Raw genomic sequence first — 16,578 nt, 5'->3', positions numbered from 1 at the left:
TACTGAACGGACGGTCTGTAATGTTCGCAGGCTCACGAACCGAACGGAGTCGACGATGACGACCGAGATGCTCATCGACGAAGAGGCCGAGCACCACGCGTTCGACGCGCTCATCGAGGCCGAGCAGCGCATCGAGCCGAGGGACTGGATGCCGGACGCATACCGCCGGACGCTGATCCGGCAGATCTCGCAGCACGCCCACTCCGAGATCATCGGCATGCAGCCGGAGGGGAACTGGATCACCCGCGCGCCGAGCCTGAAGCGCAAGGCGATCCTGATGGCGAAGGTGCAGGACGAGGCCGGGCACGGCCTCTACCTCTACTCGGCCGCGCAGACGCTGGGCATCACGCGCGACGAGATGACCGAGCAGCTCATCGAGGGCCGCGCGAAGTACTCGTCGATCTTCAACTACCCGACTCCGACGTGGGCCGACATGGGGGCGATCGGGTGGCTCGTCGACGGCGCCGCGATCGTGAACCAGGTGCCGCTGTGCCGCTGCTCGTACGGACCGTACGGCCGGGCGATGGTGCGGATCTGCAAGGAGGAGTCCTTCCACCAGCGGCAGGGCTTCGAGATCCTGCTGACCCTGATGCAGGGCACGCCCGCCCAGCGCGAGATGGCGCAGGACGCGGTGGACCGCTGGTACTGGCCGAGCCTCATGATGTTCGGGCCGCCCGACGACGCGTCTCCGAACTCGGCGCAGTCGATGGCGTGGCGCATCAAGCGGTTCTCGAACGACGACCTGCGGCAGCGGTTCATCGGGATGCTCGTGCCCCAGGCGGAGATCCTGGGTGTCACCCTGCCCGACCCGCAGCTGCGGTGGGACGAGGAGTCCGGCCGCTGGCATACGAGCGAGATCGACTGGGACGAGTTCCGCGAGGTGCTCGCGGGACGCGGCCCGATGAACGCCGAGCGGCTGCGCAGGCGTCGGCAGGCGCACGAGGACGGCGCGTGGGTGCGCGAGGCCGCCGCCGAGTACGCCCGCAAGCGGGCCCTGCGATCCCCGGGCCTGCCGAAGGGGGCGGCATGACCACTTCCGGTGCCTCCGAGCGTGAGACCTGGCCCCTGTGGGAGGTGTTCGTGCGGGCCGGCCGCGGCCTCAGCCACGTGCACGCCGGGTCGCTGCACGCGCCCGATGCCGAGCTCGCCCTGCGCAACGCCCGCGACCTGTACACGCGCCGCGGCGAAGGGACCTCGGTCTGGGTCGTGCCCGCCGACGCCATCACGACGAGCGACCCGGACGCCAAGGGCGCGTTCTTCGAGAGCCCGGCGGGCAAGAACTACCGCCACGCGCGGTACTACACCGCCTCCGAGGGGGTGCCGCACCTGTGACCGATCCGGTCGTCGAACGAGGCGCCGCAGACGCCCAGACGAAACGCGACGACGCTCACGGCGAAGTGACCGTCGACGAGGTCGTGCTGTCCGCCGAGCTCGCCGGCGACGACGCGGCCGTCGCGAGCCCGGATGTCGCCGAATACGCGCTCTGGCTGGGCGATGACGCGCTGATCCTCGCCCAGCAGCTGGGCGGCTGGATCGCGAACGCCCCCGAGCTCGAGGAGGACGTCGCTCTGGCCAACATCGCCCTGGACCTCCTCGGGCACGCCCGCAGCCTGCTGCGCTACGCGGGCACCGCGGACGGCCGCACTGAGGACGACCTGGCGTACTGGCGCGACGAGCCGGAGTTCCGCTGCGCGTGGCTGTTCCAGCAGCCCAACGGCGACTTCGCGCAGACGATCGCCCGGCAGCTGATCGCCGCGACCTATCAGTTCGAGCTGTATCGCGCCCTGGCGGACTCCCGCGACGCCACGCTCGGCGCCGTCGCCGCCAAGGCCGTGAAGGAGGTCGACTATCACCGCGACCACGCCGTGCAGTGGACCCTGCGCCTCGCCGGCGGCACCGACGAGTCGCGCCGCCGCATGATCCGTGCGCTCGCCGAGGTGTGGCCCTACGTGGACGAGCTGTTCCGCGACGAGCCGCTCATCGACCGGCTCGAGGGCGTCGCGGTGCGCCCCTCCGCGCTGCGGCCCGCCTTCGACGAGGTGATCGCGGCCGTCTTCGCCGAGGCCAAACTCGAGGTGCCGGAGGGCTTCGTATCCTCCGGCGGCGGTCGCCATGGCCGGCATTTCTCCACCCTCGGGTACCTTCTCGCCGAGATGCAGGTGCTCGCCCGGCAGCATCCGGGGGCGACATGGTGACCGACATCGTGACCGCGGGCGTTCACAATTCAGTCTCTGCGCACGCGCCGGATGCGAGGGCCCCTCATTTCCGGGCACGCGCCGACGCCGAACCGACCGCGGGACTGAATTGCGAACCCGATGCGCGGGTCGCGAGGGCCTGGGAGGCGGCGGCATCCGTCTGCGACCCCGAGATCCCCGTGCTCACCATCGCCGACCTCGGCGTGCTGCGCGAGGTCGCCGTCGACGGCGACCGTGTCACGGTGACGATCACGCCGACCTACTCCGGCTGCCCCGCGATGGACGCCATCCGCGACGACATCCTGCTGGCGCTCGCCGATGCGGGATTCGGGCAGGTCGACGTGCGGCTGACGCTCGCGCCCGCCTGGACCACCGACTGGATGACGGATGCCGGAAAGCGCAAGCTCGCCGCGTACGGCATCGCTCCGCCCACCGGGCGCGCCGCAGCCGGTCCCGTCAAGCTCGCGCTCGCCGTCAAGTGCCCACGCTGCGGGTCGCTGCAGACGCGCGAGGTCACGCGGTTCGGGTCGACCTCGTGCAAGGCAATGTACGAGTGCGGCGCGTGCCTGGAGCCCTTCGACCACTTCAAGGTGCACTGATGTCGCTCGACGGGCGCGGATCCCGCGGCGGGGACGCGCAGACCGAGCAGCTCGCCGAGGCGCTGCTGGCCGGAGCCGTCGGAGGAGCCCCGGGCTCGCGCCGCCGCGGCCGGTTCCACACGCTGCGCGTCGCCGAGATCCGCCCGCTCACCGAGGATGCGATCGAGGTCACCTTCGCCGTGCCCGCCGAACTCGCCGGTGACTACGACTACCTCGCCGGCCAGCACGTCGCCCTGCGCGCGCAGATCGACGGGCACGAGCTGCGCCGCTCGTACTCGCTGTGCCGCCCCTCGACGAGCTCGAGGAGCGGGGGAACGAGCTCGGGGAGCGGGGAAACGAGCTCGGAGGGCGGGGAAACGAGCTCAGGGAGCGGGGACCGGACCATCAGCGTCGCGATCAAGCGGGATGCCGGGGGCCGCTTCTCGACCTGGGCGCACACCGACCTGCGGGTGGGCGCCGAGATCGACGTGATGAGCCCGCAGGGCGGCTTCACCTCTTCCCTGGCCGAGCTCGACGGCGCCCATGTCGCCGGCATCGCCGCGGGATCGGGCATCACCCCGCTCATGGCGCTGGCCGCCACCGTGCTGGGGCGGTCGGAGACATCCCGCTTCACCCTCGTGTACACCAACCGCTCGTCGACCGACGTGATGTTCGTCGAAGAGCTCGGCGACCTGAAGGACCGGTACCCGGCGCGCCTCGCCCTGCACCACGTGCTCACCCGCGAGCAGCGCACCGCACCCCTGCTGTCGGGCCGGCTCGACGAGGAGCGCCTGCGGCGCATCCTCGACGAGCTGGTCCTGCCCGACACGGTCGACGAGTGGTTCCTGTGCGGGCCCATGCCCCTGGTCCAGCTGTGCCGCGACACCCTCGCCGATCTGGGCGTCGATCGCGCGCACGTGCGGTACGAGCTGTTCACCACCGACCGCGACCGCAGCGACCCGCCGCCGCTTCCCGCGGTCGTCGCGGAGGGCGACACGGCGTACACGCTCGACTTCCGCCTGGACGGGCAGTCCTCGACGGTGGAGAGCCCGGCCGGCGCCCACGAGTCGATCCTCACCGCCGCACTGCGCGTGCGCCCCGACACGCCGTTCGCCTGCGCGGGCGGGGTGTGCGGCACCTGCCGGGCACGCCTGATCGAGGGAAAGGTCGCCATGACCGAGAACTACGCCCTCGAGCCCGACGAGCTCGAACGCGGGTATGTGCTCACCTGTCAGTCCCACCCGACGACCGACCGCGTCGTCGTGGACTACGACGCCTGAACCGAGAGGATGGCCGGATGATCCGCCTCCAGCTGGACGGCGACATCGCCGAGATCGTGCTCGACGCGCCCGGCAGGCTCAACGCCCTCGACCGAGCGGGGGTCGCGGAGCTGTCCGACGCCTATCGGGATGCCGAGGCGGCCGGTGTGCGCGCGCTCCTGCTGCGCGGTGAGGGCCGGGCGTTCTGCGCGGGCCGCGACATCTCCGGGGTCGACCCCGAGACCGACGACGTGCCCGGGTATCTGGGCGAGTTCGAGGCCCTGATGCGCCGCATGGCCGCGTTCCCCGCCCCCACCTTCGCGGCGGTGCAGGGCGCGTGCCTCGGGGTCGGGCTCGGCCTCGCCATCGCCACCGACGTGGTCTACGTCGCCGACGACGCGAAGATCGGGTCGCCCTTCGCGGGGCTGGGCGCGCTGCTCGACTCCGGCGGTCACGCGCTGCTGTTCGAGCGGCTGGGCGCGCACCGCGCGCTCGACCTCGTCTACACCGGCGAGCTGATGTCGGGGGCCGAGGCGGCCGCCTCCGGCCTGTTCAGCCGCGCCGTGCCGCGTGACGAGCTGGACGGCTTCACCCGCGAGCGCGTCGCGCGGGCCGCGCAGGGGCCGACGCAGGCGTTCCTCGCATCGAAGCGGATCGTCGCCGGTCTGCGCGATGACACCCTGTGGCCGACGGTGGCCGCCGAGACCGCGGGCCAGGAGGCGCTGCGCAGCACCGCCGACTACCGGGAGGGGTTCGCGGCGTTCCAGCAGAAGCGCCGGCCACGGTTCGAAGGCCGCTGAGTCAGGTCACCGCAGCGGCCGCCATGAACGCGGTCGCGCCGCCCATGAGCAGGCAGGACAGCCGGGCCGCCGCTCCCGGGCTGCGGGTGAAGGCGGCACCCGCGCCGATGACATGCCCGACGGCGACGGCGAGCACGACCGCCGTGAGCAGACCCCCTCCGGCACCGTGCCCGGCATGCGCAGCGGCGTCGTCCGTGCTGCCCGGACCCGACATGAGCGGGAGCAGCGCCGCCATCGCGACCAGCCCCAGCGCGTCATGTGTGGCGACGGCCACGCCCCGTGCCGCGCCCCCGTCCGCGACGACGCAGCGGCGCCGGCTCGACCGGGAGGCGGCGAGGGCGACACCGGCCCCGAGCAGCAGCGCGGTCCAGGCGATCGGACTCACGGTGCCCACATATGCCGCATCCACCATCGCGGCCAGCATGAGAGCGGCCGTGGCGAATCCGGAAGCGGCGCCTCGATCACGGACGCGGGCCAGCAGTGCGCCCTGGGCGACGACGGCGCCTGCGCTGAGCAACACCGCCACCAGGTGCAGGATGCCGTGGGTCGTCACTGTGCCTCCGGTCCGCTGCGGCGGGCCCCGGGCCCGTCCGCTGCGTTGACCGACACCGTACCGGCGACCGGGCGATCCCGCACCAGGGCCGACTCAGCCGGATGCGGCGTCGAGCTCGCGGTGCAGGTACTTCGGCGCCTGGAGGTACCAGGCCTCCGTGACGAGCTCGGCCAGGTGCCGCGGATCGATCGCCGCCAGCCGGAAGGCGACCTTCGGCTCGCCCCACCGCGTCGTGGTGTGCAGGAAGACATCCGGCCTGGCCTGCACCAGCGCGAGCCGGTCGAGCTCGTCGGCGACCTTGACGCTCACGACCGTCTCCGCCGCGATGATCGCGCGCACGTCGGCGGGGATGCTCGGCCAGGGGTGGCACTCCCACGCATACGTCTTGCGGCGCACGAGCCACGTGCGCCCGCCCGTCATCTCGCGCTCCTCGCTGCCGGGCAGGGCCGCAGCGATCCGGGACACGTCGTCGAGGGTGGGCATGCGGTCAGGGTACGCGCGGCATCCGACCCTCCCCGGATGCGGGAGACTGGATGCCGCACCTGCTCGACCGGAAGGGACGATGATCGACAGCTACACGGTCGCCACCGATGGCGCCTGCAAGGGGAATCCCGGCCCGACCGGCTGGGCCTGGGTCGGCGAGGACGGCCACTGGGCCGCGGGCTCGCTGCCCGAGGGCACCAACAACATCGGCGAGCTGCTGGGGCTGCTGGCGGCCCTGCGCGACCATGCCGACGTGCGCGACCTCGTGATCCAGGCCGATTCCAGATACGCCATCGACACCTACGAGCGATGGATGGACGGGCACGCCCGCCGCGGCTGGCGCACGGCCGCCAAGCAGCCGGTGAAGAATCGCGAGATCCTCGAGCAGCTGATGGCCGTGCGCGACGCGCGCCGTGCCGCCGGACTGCCGGATGCCCGCCTCGAGCACGTGCGCGGGCACCGCGGTCACGTGCTCAACGAGTGGGCCGACGAGCGCGCCGTACGCGCCTCCGGGCACGCCGAGAAGGGCGTCACAGGCGCCTGGTCGTCGCACGCCGGCCAGGAGCGGCTGGACGTCAGCGGCCCGCCGAAGCGGTGACGGCCCCTCAGCTGTTCACCCGGATGATCTCCTGCTGATACGGCGCGATCACGGATGTCGAGATGCGCAGGTCCAGCAGCAGGAAGGGGCGGGATGCCGCGGGCTCGGCCGTCCACGTCGCGAGCCGGTCCAGATCGGCGAGCTGGCGCACGACGACCCCCTCCGCGCCGACCGATCGGGCGAGCCCGGCGAAGTCGACCTCCGGGATGAGCATCGGCTCGGGCGCCAGTCCCTTGAGCCCGTAGAGGTTCACCTCGGCCCCGTAGGCGCCGTCGTTCCACACCACGGCAAGCCCCCGGCCCCTGGCGGTGCGCACCGCCGACTCGAGGTCGGCGAGGGCCATGAGACCGCCGCCGTCGCCTGTGGTCAGCACGATCGTCGAGTCGGGCTTGGCCGCGGCCGCGCCCGCCACCGAGGGGAAGCCGAGACCGATCGCCTGATAGGCGGTGCCGACCATCATCATCCGATCGGGGGACGCGACGGGCCAGTACATGTTGGCCCAGCCGATGAAGTGCCCGCCGTCCGAGACGACGACCCGGTCGTGCGGCAGCAGCTCGGCGATGCGCGCGGCGGCCGACCGCGGGTCGAGCCGTCCGTCGGAGGCGACGCCCTCGCCGCGCTCGCGCGCCCGCAGCGCGGCGATGTCGACGCTCTCGCGCCAGCCGCTGGGTGCCGCGCCCAGCGCGCGCAGCTCGTCGACGAGGGCGGACGCGACCACCGTCGCGTCGCCGCGGATGAAACCGCCGACGTGCGGGTGCGTTGCCGCGGGGGCGACATCGACCTGCACCACCCGGGTGCCGGGGGAGAACAGCTCGCCGAAGCGCATCGTGAACTGGTTCAGCGAAGCGCCGAACACGACGGCGACATCGGCCTCGTGCACCAGCGCCATCGCGCCCTCCGCGCCGAACCCGCCCGTGACGCCGAGGTCGAACTCGGCGCGGGGGAAGATGCCGCGGCCCAGCGCCGTGGACGCCGTGACGGCGCCGGTCGAATCGGCCAGCTCGCCCAGGGCTGCTCCGGCGCCGGAGACCCACGCGCCGCGGCCGGCGAGCAGGAGCGGGCGCCGGGCGTCGCGGAGCACGCGGGCGAGCTCTGCCACCGCGACGGCACCGAACGGGGATGGGGCCAGCGGTGCCGGCAGGGTGGGCTCGGGCGCCTGGGGAACCGGACCCGCTTCGAGGTCGGCGACGTCGTACGGGATCGCGAGGACCGTGGGCACCCGGTAGGCGAGGGCGTGCTCGATCGCGATCACCGTGGTCGCCGCGGCATCGGCCCGCCCGACCGTGTAGGTGCGTGCGCCGACGGCGGAGGCCAGGGCGATCTGGTCCACGCCCCACGGCCGCGGGCCGGAGGTGGGCTCGTCGCCGACGACCAGCACGAGCGGCACGTGCGCCTGGACCGACTCGGCCAAGGCGGTGAGGGTGTTCGTGAAGCCGGCGCCGTAGGTCGCGGTGGCGGCGGCGAGCCGGCCCGACGCGCGATGGAACGCATCGGCGGCGACGACGGCCCCCGCCTCGTGACGCATGGCGGTGTAGGCGGCGGAGGTCTCGCGCTCGAGCGCGTCGAGCAGGTAGGCGTTGCCGTTGCCCATCACGCCGAAGACGTGGTCGATGTGTCGGGCGAGTGTGGCGGCGACGTGGGCGGAGACGCTGGGCATGGAGGAGCCTTTCGAGACGACGGCGTGCGATTCCGTATGTGTCTCGCGCCTGCGGCGCTGCGTGCCCCTTTTCCGAGCACCGGCGGGAGGACCGCCGGACAGCATGAGTATAGGACGCCCCGCCGCGTCGGAGGTGCGGGGGATGATGGCGGGATGGATGTCACCGCGCTCCGCGCCCAGCGGCTGCGGTCACATGGGCTCAGCGCACCCGCGGCCTCCGTCGCCGACGCGGCGGCGCACCTGCTCGCGACGCAGGCGCAGGAGTTCTGGGGCGGGCGCTGGGCGCTCGCGCTGCGCTCGAGGGGGGCGCCGACTCTGCGGCAGGTCGACGCCGCCTTCGACCGCGGCGACCTCGTGCGCACCTGGACGATGCGCGGCACCCTTCACATCGTGCCCGCGCGGGATGCGGCCTGGATGCTCGAGGTGACCGCGCACCGACAGCTTCGCCAGGTGAGCCGCGTGCTCGCGCAGGAGGGCGCCGACGACGACACCGTGCGGCACGCGGAGCGGATCGCGCGTGCGGCGCTGCGCGGCGGGGGCCGGCTCACCCGGGCGGAGTTCGCCGCGGCGCTCGAGGCCGGCGGCGTGCGCACGGTCGGTCAGCGGCTGTACCACCTGATCCTCGCGCTCGGGCTGCGCGGCGTGGTGTGCTGGGGTCCGGTCGTGGCCCGCGACGGCGGGCCCACCCGTGAGCAGTGGCTCGTGCTCGGCGAGGACTGGATCTCCGACGCGGCCGCACCGGCGGATCCGCTCGCCGAGCTGTTCTCGCGATACATCGCCGGACACGGTCCGGCCGGTGCCCGCGACTTCGCATGGTGGACGGGACTGCCGCTGACCCTCTCCCGGCAGGCCGCCGCGGCGGCATCCGGATCCCTCCTGGAGGTCGACGAGGGCCTGTTCGTCGCCCGCGTGCAGCCACGCCGCAGCGCGACGGCGGCGGCGGTGGTCGCCCTGCCTCCGTTCGACGAGTACTACCTGTCGTACGCCGACCGCTCGGTCGCGTGTCATCCGGCGCTGCACCGGGCCGTGGGGCCCGGCGCGAACGGCATGGTCAAGGCGGCGATTCTGGCCCGTGGCGAGGTCGTCGGCACATGGACCCACTCGTTGGCCGTGGGACGGCGCGCCGACGCGCCGCTTCCGGAGCTGCTCGTGCCCGATGCCGCTGCGCCGGCCGCGGTCGCGGCGGCGCTCGACCGCTACGCGGCCTTCATCGCGGGGCGATCAGGCGTGCCGGTCCAGGAACGCGTACACCTCGCCGTCGTCGACGCCGGGGAACGCGCCGCGGGGGAGCGGTGAGAACATCTGCATGTGGACCCGGGCGCTCGGCCAGGCCTTGCCCTTCCAGCGCGCCGTGAGCTCCGGGTCCGGGCGGCGGCAGCACGACTCGTCCGGACACGTCGACGACGCGCGCTTGTGCGTCTCGCGTCCCCGGAACCACTTCGCGTCGTCGAAGGGCACGCCGACCGTGATCGAGAACTCGCCGTCCGCCGTCGTGCCGGTCTGGGTCGCGCACCAGAACGTGCCGCTGGGCGTATCGGTGTACTGGTAGTGCTCGGTCGTGCGGTTCTGCTCCTCGAACGCGGACCGGGCGAGGAAGCGGCGGCACACCATCTGACCCTCGACCGATCCGGTCACATCCATCGGCACGGGAAGGTCGTCGTTCTCGTACACGCGGCTGATGGCACCCGTGCCGTCGACCCGCAGGAAGTGCAGCCGGATGTCGAGGTGCTGCGTGAACAGGTTCGTCATCCGCATCGCGGCGGCCTCATGCGTCACGCCGAACGCGTCGCGGAAGTCCTCGACGGCGAGGTTGCGGTCCTTCTTCGCCTGCTGCAGGAAGGCGACGGCGGCCGTCTCGGGCATGAGGCAGCACGCCGCGTAGTAGTTGATCTCGAGCCGCTGCTGCAGGAAGTCGGCGTAGTCGCTCGGCGGTCGGTGACCCAGGAGCCGATGCGCCATCGCCTGCAGCGCCATCGAGCGCAGGCCGTGGCCGCCCGGGATCGACGCGGGCGGGAGGTAGATGCGCCCGTTCTCGAGGTCGGTGACCGAGCGAGCCGAGTGCGGCAGGTCGTTCACATAGATGAGCTCGAAGCCGAGCTGCCCGGCCATGAGGCTCACCGTGCGGTGGGTCAGGGCGCCCGACACGTGCCCCGCCGCGCGCAGCTGCTTCTCGGCGAGCTTCTCGATGTCGGGCAGGTAGTTGTTCTTCGCCCGCATCTGCAGGCGCAGCTCGGTGTTGGCCCGCCGCGCCTCCTCGGGGGTGGCGATGGCCTCGAGCTCGCGGCGCTGCAGCTCGCGATGCAGGCCGAGAATCGACTCGAGGGTCTCATCCGACATCCCCTTGACCACGCGGATCGGCGCGACGCCGAGCCGGCGGAAGACGGAGCCGGCCTGCGCGCGCTCGAGCTCGATCTCGAGGGCCGCCCGCTTGTTCGGCGGTTCGTTGGACAGGAGATCGGCGACCTCCGTGCCCGTCGCCTCCGCGATGGCCTGCAGCAGCGACAGCTTCGGCTCCCGCTTGCCGTTCTCGATGAGGCTCAGCTGGCTGCCGGCGACGCCGACTCGGGCGCCCAGTTCGTCCAGCGTGAAGTCGTTGCGCAGCCGGTGGTGGCGGATGCGGTGGCCCAGGGTGTTCAGCTCGAGCGAGGGGGTCGGCATTCCTTGATGATAGCGAAAGAATTCGGATTCTTTAGGCGACGGATTTTGTAAAGACTGCGTGATTCGCGGGATAGTAGGTGACAGGCGCGGAGTTCCACCGTGCGCGAAAGAGGGAGCGTCATGGCCTTGGCAGAGATCTTCACCCGTCCCGCTGCGACTCGTGACCACTCTTCCCGCCCGTTCGGCGCCCAGCCCGACATCCACGGCCCGGGCATGGATGCCCTGGTCGCCTGGGTCGACGAGATCGCCGCGCTGACCAAGCCCGAGCGGATCCACTGGGTCGGCGGCTCCCGAGCCGAGAACGACGCCCTGCTGCGCCAGATGGTGGACGAGGGCAAGATCATCAAGCTGAACCCCGAGTGGCGTCCCGGCTCCTACCTCGCCCGCTCCCACCCCAGCGACGTCGCGCGCACCGAGGCGCGCACCTTCATCGCCTCCGCACGCGAGGAGGACGCGGGCCCGACGAACAACTGGGCCGATCCCGTCGAGATGCACGCGACGATGACTGAGATCTTCGACGGCTCCATGCGCGGGCGCACGATGTACGTCGTGCCCTTCTCGATGGGCGCCGTCGGCGGCCCGCTCTCGCACATCGGCGTCCAGGTCACCGACAGCGCCTACGCGGTCGCCTCGATCGGCATCATGACGCGGGTCGGCGACGAGGTCACCGAGCTCATCGCCCAGGGGGCGCCGTGGGTCAAGACCGTGCACTCGGTCGGCGCGCCGCTGGAGCCGGGGGAGCAGGATGTCGCGTGGCCCTGCAACGACGAGAAGTACATCGTGCACTTCCCGGACACCCTCGAGGTCTGGTCGTACGGGTCGGGCTACGGCGGCAACGCGATCCTCGCCAAGAAGTGCTTCGCGCTGCGCATCGCCTCGGTGATCGGCCGCGACGAGGGCTGGCTCGCCGAGCACATGCTGCTGATCCGGCTCATCTCGCCCGAGGGCCGCAAGTACCACGTGGCCGCGGCTTTCCCGTCGGCCTGCGGCAAGACGAACCTCGCCATGCTGCGGCCCACGATCCCCGGCTGGCGGGTGGAGACGCTGGGCGACGACATCGCGTGGCTGCGCCCCGGTGAGGACGGGCGCCTGTGGGCGATCAACCCCGAGGCCGGCTTCTTCGGCGTCGCCCCCGGAACCGGCGAGTCGACCAACGTCACCGCCGTCGAGACGCTGTGGGGCAACACGATCTTCACGAACGTGGCCCTGCGCCCCGACGGCGACGTGTGGTGGGAGGGCCTGACCGACGAGGCGCCCGCCGAGCTCATCGACTGGGAGGGCAACCCGTGGACGCCGTCGTCGGGCCGCCCCGCGGCGCACCCGAACTCGCGCTTCACGGTCTCGGCCGCGCAGTGCCCGCAGATCGCGCCGGACTGGGATGCCGCCGAGGGCGTTCCGCTGGATGCCATCCTGTTCGGCGGCCGTCGCGCGACGAACGTCCCCCTGGTCGTCGAGGCGACCGACTGGACGCACGGCGTCTTCCTCGGCTCCACGATCTCGTCTGAGCGGACCGCCGCCGCCGAGGGGACCGTCGGCGAGCTGCGCCGCGACCCGTTCGCGATGCTCCCGTTCTGCGGCTACAACATGGCCGACTACTTCGGGCACTGGCTGACCGTCGGCCAGAAGCTGCGCTTCGACCGTGCTCCGCGCATCTTCCAGGTCAACTGGTTCCGCAAGGGCGCCGACGGCCGCTTCCTCTGGCCGGGCTTCGGCGACAACTCGCGCGTGCTCGAGTGGATCGTCCGTCGCATCGAGGGCGATGCCGGAGCCGTGGAAAGCCCGGTCGGCCGCCTGCCCCGCACCGAAGACCTCAACCTCGAAGGCCTGGACATCAGCGAGGACGACCTCGCGGAGCTCTTCTCGATCGATCCGAAGACCTGGGCCCGCGAGGCCGACCTCACACAGGAGTTCTTCGACACGTTCGACGGCCGGGTGCCGGCGGCGCTGCAGGCCGAGCTCGAGGCTCTGCGCTACCGGCTCGCGAAGGCCTGAGGGCCGAGGCTGCGTCAGACCAGGAGCTGGTGGCGGGCCAGTTCGCGATACAGCGGCGTGGCGGCCAGCAGTTCGTCGTGCGTGCCCTGACCCACCACGCGACCGTGGTCGAGCACCACGATGTGGTCGCTGTCGACGACGGTCGACAGCCGATGCGCGATCACGACGAGAGTGCGGCCCTCGGCCACGGCGTCGATGGCGTCGCGCATGCGCTGCTCGTTGAGGCCGTCCAGCGACGACGTCGACTCGTCCAGCAGCAGGATCGGCGGTGCCGCCAGCAGCGTCCGGGCGATCGCGAGCCGCTGGCGCTCCCCGCCGGACAGCATGACGCCGCTCTCGCCGACCGGCGCGTGGATGCCCAGCGGTGAGCGCTCCAGCACCTCCGTCAGATTGACCTCGCGCAGGACACGCTCGCAGTCGGCGTCGGTCGCCTCGGGCGCGGCCAGCCGCAGGTTGTCGGCGAGCGTCCCGGCGAGAGTCGGCGCGTCCTGCTCGACGTAGCCCAGCTGCGCGCGCAGCACGCGCCGGTCGAGCGCGCGGATGTCCAGGCCGTCGAGCAGGATCGCGCCCTCCGTCGGGTCGTAGAACCGCTCGATGAGCGCCAGGGCCGTGCTCTTGCCGGCCCCGGACGGGCCGACCAGGGCGACGCGAGCGCCCCGCGGCACGGCGAAGGAGACCCCGCGCAGCACCTCGCCTTCGACCTCGGCCGGCGCCGCGGCATCCCGCTCGGGCAGTTCCAGCGCCGAGGTGTCGACCCGTGCGCTCTCCAGCAGCCGCAGCGCCTCGGTCTCGGCGCTGCGTCGTGCGGCGACCACGTTCTCGGGGTAGCGGAAGTGCACGGCGCGGAACTCGATCGCGGGTGCATCGACAGGCTCGGGTGGAGCCGTCGACTCACGCGTCGCGGCGGCCGCGGGGAGGTCATGCTGTGTCTCGGTCGGCAGATCGAGCACCTCCTGGATGCGTCCCAGGGCCCCCAGCGCCTGATTGACCGACGTGATGGCGCCGAAGAACGAGCCGAGCGGGCCGATCAGCAGGAACAGGAACATCACGAACGTGACCAGGCCCGCGACGGCGATCGCGCCGGATGCGACGCGCAGACCTCCCACTCCGAGCACGACCAGCAGCGACACCTGGAGTGCGATGCCGGCGACGGGCACCACCAGGGCCGAGACCTTCGCGATGCGCACGCCGGTCTCGTACGCCTCGGTCGCGCGGGCGGTGACCGCCGCCTGCTCCCGGGCTTCGGCACCGGACGCGCGCACGGTGCGGATCGAGGTGACCGCACGCTCCACGCCCGAGGCGAGTTCGCCCACCTTCTCCTGCTGCACGCGGGTGTGCCGGCGGATGCGTCCGCTCAGCACCCCGACCACCCCGACCGAGGCACCGATCACGAGGACGATCAGCAGCAGCAGGAGCGGGTCGATGAGGGCCATCGCGACGATCGCGCCGACGAAGATGAGGCTGTTGCCCACGGCATCCGCCAGGCCCTGGGTGAGCACCGCGTACAGCAGCGTCGTGTCTGTGCCGACCCGCGAGACGAGGTCGCCGGTGCGTCGCGCGTCGAACTCCGCGATGGGCAGGTGCAGGATGCGGGCGATGAGCTTGCGCCGGCTCGAGTACACGACGGCGGTGCCGGTGCGCTGCAGCAGGTAGTGCTGGTAGCCGGAGATGACGGATGCCGCCACCACCAGCCCCACGATCAGCCACACGAGCACGCCGAGGCCCTCGTTCGCCTGCACGCGCGCGATGACCTCGCCGACCAGGAGCGGCTGGGCGAGCGTCGCCGCGGCGCCGACGACACTGAGCACGGCGACGACGACGAGGACGCGCTTGTGCTCGAAGAGGAACGGCAGCAGCTGCTTCATGCTCGCGCGGGGCCCGTCGTCCTTCGCGGCACGGCGCCATCCCCGGGCGCGCGGGGGCGCGGCGGTATCAGCGGACATGGGCTCTATCTTCTTCCGTACTTCTTGTGAACGGCCTGACGCGTGACGCCCAGTGCGTCCGCGATGGCGACCCACGAGTATCCCTGGCTCCGGGCGCGACGTACGTTCTCGGCCTCGGCGCGTGCGAGGTCGGCCTGGAGTGCCCGAAGCCGTCGCAGCTCGGCGAGCGGCTCGCCGCCGGCGACGGCTCCGATCGCGGTGCGGGGAAGGTCGCTCATGCTGTCAACCCTAGTTGACGGCGATCGACCCTGTCAACTCACGTTGACAGGGTCGATCGTTCGGCGCCCGCGACGTCTGGGTCGCGGGCGCCGCGAGCGGTCAGTGCGCCATGGCGGCGAGGGCTTCAGGATCGATCGTGGCGATCGAGCGGGTGTCCTGGAACGCCCGGATGCCTTCGATGCCCTGCTCACGGCCGAAGCCGGACTGCTTCATCCCGCCGAACGGCGCACGCAGGTCCAGCCGCGTCGCGCCGTGGTCGTTGACCCAGACGTACCCGCACACCAGCTGCGATCCGACCCGCTGCGCCGCCTCGGGCGACGCCGTCCACACCGAGGCGCACAGGCCGCCCCAGCTGTCGTTGGCCATGCGCACGCCCTCTTCCTCCGTGTCGAAGGGGATCACGGGGATGACCGGGCCGAACTGCTCCTGGGTGACGACCCGCAGCGACGGGTCGGGGTCGACCACGATCGTCGGGCGCACGAAGTTGCCGCCGGCGAGATCGCCGCCGGGCAGCGTGCCGAACTCGCGCACGTCGGCGCCGGCATCCTTCGCCTCCTGGATGATCTCGTCGACGAAGGCCTTCTGCGCAGGCTGGTTCAGCGGGCCCATCGTGGTGCCCTCGTCCAGCCCGTACCCCAGCACGACCTTCTCCAGGCGCGCGACGAGCCCGCTCACGACCTCGTCCATGCGCGACCGGTGCACGTACACGCGCTTGGCGTTCATGCAGATCTGCCCCGTGGTGTCGTAGATCGCCGCGAACAGGCGGTCCAGGTGCACGTCGTCGATGATCGCGTCCTCGAGGAAGACCGCGGGGTCGTTGCCGCCCAGCTCGAGGGTCACCCGAGTGAGGTTCTTCGACGCCATCTCCATCATGCGCTTGCCGCCACCCACCGAGCCGGTGAAGCAGATCTTCGCGATGTCGCGGTTCTGCACCAGCCCGGACATGTTCTCGTCCTTGCCGCTGATCACGTTCAGGACGCCCGCGGGAAGCTTCTCGGCCACCCGCTGCACCACCCGGGTGAGGGCCAGCGGCGTTGTCGGCGGCACCTTCACGATCACCGTGTTGCCCGCCAGCAGCGCGTGCGGCAGCGACGCGCCGAGGATCGCGATCGGCCAGTTGAACGGCACGATGATCGTCACCGCCCCCAGCGGCTGGTACGACACCTCCGTCGAGACCGGGATCTGCCCGGGCACCACCGGGAGCGTGTGCGACGCGTCCACCTCGTCGGCGAGCATCAGCGCCAGCTTCCAGCGGATCTCGAACACCAGGGCGTCGATCCACGCCTCCATGCGGATCTTGCCGTTCTCCTGCGACAGGATCGCCGCGTCCGTGTCGCGGTCGTCCTCGATCCCCGCGATCGCCTCGGTCATCTGCGCGGCGCGCTCCGTGGCCGACAGCGCCGACCAGGCCGGGTACGCCCGGTTCGCCGCGGCCACTGCGTCGGCGACATCCTGGGCGGACGCCGATGCCGCATGCCCGACGATCACACCGGGCTTGCCGGGATCGGCGACGGCGAGCGTCTCTTCGGTGAACCGCTCCTCACCCCCGATGTAGAGTCCCGTGCGCACCGCCGTGTCCACCGCTGCATCCGTCATAGCAACCGCCACCTCTCTGTCTGCTGGCTTCCCTTACAGGGTGCATC

16 protein-coding genes are annotated in these 16,578 nt (G+C 71.9%); 9 read left to right on the top strand and 7 right to left on the bottom strand.

The genetic code is table 11. From position 1 onward, the window contains the following. Nucleotides 1-55: 55 nt before the first annotated feature. From paaA to ACIWQI_RS07640, 6 genes are read left to right on the top strand one after another with little or no spacing between them, the layout of a single operon-like run. Nucleotides 56-1,030 carry a 1,2-phenylacetyl-CoA epoxidase subunit PaaA gene (gene paaA / locus ACIWQI_RS07665; RefSeq protein ID WP_396656553.1) on the top strand — a complete coding sequence of 325 codons (975 nt, stop codon included), beginning with the start codon at nucleotides 56-58 and terminating at the stop codon, nucleotides 1,028-1,030. Then, nucleotides 1,027-1,332, top strand: a complete 306-nt coding sequence (gene paaB / locus ACIWQI_RS07660) for a 1,2-phenylacetyl-CoA epoxidase subunit PaaB (RefSeq protein WP_396656552.1) — start codon at nucleotides 1,027-1,029, stop codon at nucleotides 1,330-1,332. Before paaA ends, paaB begins: the two co-directional genes overlap by 4 nt. Continuing rightward, the gene (paaC, locus tag ACIWQI_RS07655) at nucleotides 1,329-2,195 is read left to right on the top strand and encodes a 1,2-phenylacetyl-CoA epoxidase subunit PaaC (protein ID WP_396656551.1); all 867 of its coding nucleotides are present in this window, start codon (nucleotides 1,329-1,331) and stop codon (nucleotides 2,193-2,195) included. Before paaB ends, paaC begins: the two co-directional genes overlap by 4 nt. Continuing rightward, entirely contained in the window at nucleotides 2,189-2,794 is a 606-nt protein-coding gene (paaD, locus tag ACIWQI_RS07650; RefSeq protein ID WP_396656550.1) for a 1,2-phenylacetyl-CoA epoxidase subunit PaaD, read from the top strand. Before paaC ends, paaD begins: the two co-directional genes overlap by 7 nt. Then, nucleotides 2,794-4,053, top strand: coding sequence for a 2Fe-2S iron-sulfur cluster-binding protein (locus ACIWQI_RS07645; RefSeq protein ID WP_396656549.1), 1,260 nt, complete (start codon nucleotides 2,794-2,796; stop codon nucleotides 4,051-4,053). The genes paaD and ACIWQI_RS07645 overlap by 1 nt, the downstream gene beginning before the upstream one ends. Before the next feature lie 17 nt (nucleotides 4,054-4,070). Further along, complete coding sequence (locus tag ACIWQI_RS07640; protein ID WP_396656548.1) at nucleotides 4,071-4,832, top strand: enoyl-CoA hydratase/isomerase family protein; 762 nt, start codon at nucleotides 4,071-4,073, stop codon at nucleotides 4,830-4,832. A gap of 1 nt (nucleotide 4,833) precedes the next feature. Here ACIWQI_RS07640 and ACIWQI_RS07635 read toward each other — a convergent pair whose 3' ends face one another. Both ACIWQI_RS07635 and ACIWQI_RS07630 read right to left on the bottom strand, forming a co-directional pair. After that, nucleotides 4,834-5,385: a hypothetical protein gene (locus tag ACIWQI_RS07635; protein ID WP_396656547.1), complete on the bottom strand. Its 552-nt coding sequence runs from the start codon at nucleotides 5,383-5,385 to the stop codon at nucleotides 4,834-4,836. 93 nt (nucleotides 5,386-5,478) lie between these two features. Next, nucleotides 5,479-5,868 carry an MmcQ/YjbR family DNA-binding protein gene (locus ACIWQI_RS07630; RefSeq protein WP_396656546.1) on the bottom strand — a complete coding sequence of 130 codons (390 nt, stop codon included), beginning with the start codon at nucleotides 5,866-5,868 and terminating at the stop codon, nucleotides 5,479-5,481. Nucleotides 5,869-5,947: 79 nt separating this feature from the next. On the opposite strand from ACIWQI_RS07630, the gene ACIWQI_RS07625 reads away from it, so the two are divergent. Next, nucleotides 5,948-6,466 (top strand): ribonuclease H, encoded by a 519-nt coding sequence (locus ACIWQI_RS07625; protein ID WP_396656545.1) that lies wholly within the window; start codon nucleotides 5,948-5,950, stop codon nucleotides 6,464-6,466. A gap of 7 nt (nucleotides 6,467-6,473) precedes the next feature. On the opposite strand, the gene ACIWQI_RS07620 is transcribed toward ACIWQI_RS07625, so the two are convergent. Further along, nucleotides 6,474-8,123: a thiamine pyrophosphate-binding protein gene (locus tag ACIWQI_RS07620; protein ID WP_396656544.1), complete on the bottom strand. Its 1,650-nt coding sequence runs from the start codon at nucleotides 8,121-8,123 to the stop codon at nucleotides 6,474-6,476. 153 nt (nucleotides 8,124-8,276) lie between these two features. Between ACIWQI_RS07620 and ACIWQI_RS07615 the strand changes: the two genes are divergently transcribed. Continuing rightward, nucleotides 8,277-9,419 carry a winged helix DNA-binding domain-containing protein gene (locus tag ACIWQI_RS07615; protein WP_396656543.1) on the top strand — a complete coding sequence of 381 codons (1,143 nt, stop codon included), beginning with the start codon at nucleotides 8,277-8,279 and terminating at the stop codon, nucleotides 9,417-9,419. Here ACIWQI_RS07615 and ACIWQI_RS07610 read toward each other — a convergent pair. Beyond that, nucleotides 9,345-10,781: a helix-turn-helix domain-containing protein gene (locus ACIWQI_RS07610; RefSeq protein ID WP_396656542.1), complete on the bottom strand. Its 1,437-nt coding sequence runs from the start codon at nucleotides 10,779-10,781 to the stop codon at nucleotides 9,345-9,347. The genes ACIWQI_RS07615 and ACIWQI_RS07610 overlap by 75 nt on opposite strands. A 120-nt stretch (nucleotides 10,782-10,901) precedes the next feature. Between ACIWQI_RS07610 and ACIWQI_RS07605 the strand changes: the two genes are divergently transcribed. Beyond that, nucleotides 10,902-12,773 carry a phosphoenolpyruvate carboxykinase (GTP) gene (locus ACIWQI_RS07605; protein ID WP_396656541.1) on the top strand — a complete coding sequence of 624 codons (1,872 nt, stop codon included), beginning with the start codon at nucleotides 10,902-10,904 and terminating at the stop codon, nucleotides 12,771-12,773. Nucleotides 12,774-12,787: 14 nt separating this feature from the next. Here the strand turns inward: ACIWQI_RS07605 and ACIWQI_RS07600 are convergent, their stop codons facing one another. The 3 genes from ACIWQI_RS07600 to ACIWQI_RS07590 all read right to left on the bottom strand — a co-directional run bounded on the left by ACIWQI_RS07600 (nucleotide 12,788) and on the right by ACIWQI_RS07590 (nucleotide 16,531). Then, complete coding sequence (locus tag ACIWQI_RS07600; protein WP_396656540.1) at nucleotides 12,788-14,716, bottom strand: ABC transporter ATP-binding protein; 1,929 nt, start codon at nucleotides 14,714-14,716, stop codon at nucleotides 12,788-12,790. Nucleotides 14,717-14,721: 5 nt separating this feature from the next. Continuing rightward, entirely contained in the window at nucleotides 14,722-14,934 is a 213-nt protein-coding gene (locus ACIWQI_RS07595; protein ID WP_396656539.1) for an AsnC family protein, read from the bottom strand. A gap of 100 nt (nucleotides 14,935-15,034) precedes the next feature. Further along, on the bottom strand, nucleotides 15,035-16,531 hold the full coding sequence (locus ACIWQI_RS07590) for an aldehyde dehydrogenase family protein (RefSeq protein ID WP_396656538.1): 1,497 nt from the start codon (nucleotides 16,529-16,531) through the stop codon (nucleotides 15,035-15,037). Nucleotides 16,532-16,578 lie beyond the last annotated feature (47 nt).

It is taken from the genome of Microbacterium sp. (assembly GCF_044508325.1).
In the GTDB taxonomy this organism is placed as follows: domain Bacteria; phylum Actinomycetota; class Actinomycetes; order Actinomycetales; family Microbacteriaceae; genus Microbacterium.
This window is presented reverse-complemented; position numbering and strand designations above follow the sequence as displayed.

Coding starts and splice junctions, on each gene's coding strand:
- paaA (WP_396656553.1), top strand. CDS start 56: ATGACGACCGAGATGCTCATCGACGAAGAGGCCGAGCACCACGCGTTC.
- paaB (WP_396656552.1), top strand. CDS start 1,027: ATGACCACTTCCGGTGCCTCCGAGCGTGAGACCTGGCCCCTGTGGGAG.
- paaD (WP_396656550.1), top strand. CDS start 2,189: ATGGTGACCGACATCGTGACCGCGGGCGTTCACAATTCAGTCTCTGCG.
- ACIWQI_RS07645 (WP_396656549.1), top strand. CDS start 2,794: ATGTCGCTCGACGGGCGCGGATCCCGCGGCGGGGACGCGCAGACCGAG.
- ACIWQI_RS07640 (WP_396656548.1), top strand. CDS start 4,071: ATGATCCGCCTCCAGCTGGACGGCGACATCGCCGAGATCGTGCTCGAC.
- ACIWQI_RS07630 (WP_396656546.1), bottom strand. CDS start 5,868: ATGCCCACCCTCGACGACGTGTCCCGGATCGCTGCGGCCCTGCCCGGC.
- ACIWQI_RS07625 (WP_396656545.1), top strand. CDS start 5,948: ATGATCGACAGCTACACGGTCGCCACCGATGGCGCCTGCAAGGGGAAT.
- ACIWQI_RS07620 (WP_396656544.1), bottom strand. CDS start 8,123: ATGCCCAGCGTCTCCGCCCACGTCGCCGCCACACTCGCCCGACACATC.
- ACIWQI_RS07615 (WP_396656543.1), top strand. CDS start 8,277: ATGGATGTCACCGCGCTCCGCGCCCAGCGGCTGCGGTCACATGGGCTC.
- ACIWQI_RS07610 (WP_396656542.1), bottom strand. CDS start 10,781: ATGCCGACCCCCTCGCTCGAGCTGAACACCCTGGGCCACCGCATCCGC.
- ACIWQI_RS07605 (WP_396656541.1), top strand. CDS start 10,902: ATGGCCTTGGCAGAGATCTTCACCCGTCCCGCTGCGACTCGTGACCAC.
- ACIWQI_RS07600 (WP_396656540.1), bottom strand. CDS start 14,716: ATGTCCGCTGATACCGCCGCGCCCCCGCGCGCCCGGGGATGGCGCCGT.
- ACIWQI_RS07595 (WP_396656539.1), bottom strand. CDS start 14,934: ATGAGCGACCTTCCCCGCACCGCGATCGGAGCCGTCGCCGGCGGCGAG.
- ACIWQI_RS07590 (WP_396656538.1), bottom strand. CDS start 16,531: ATGACGGATGCAGCGGTGGACACGGCGGTGCGCACGGGACTCTACATC.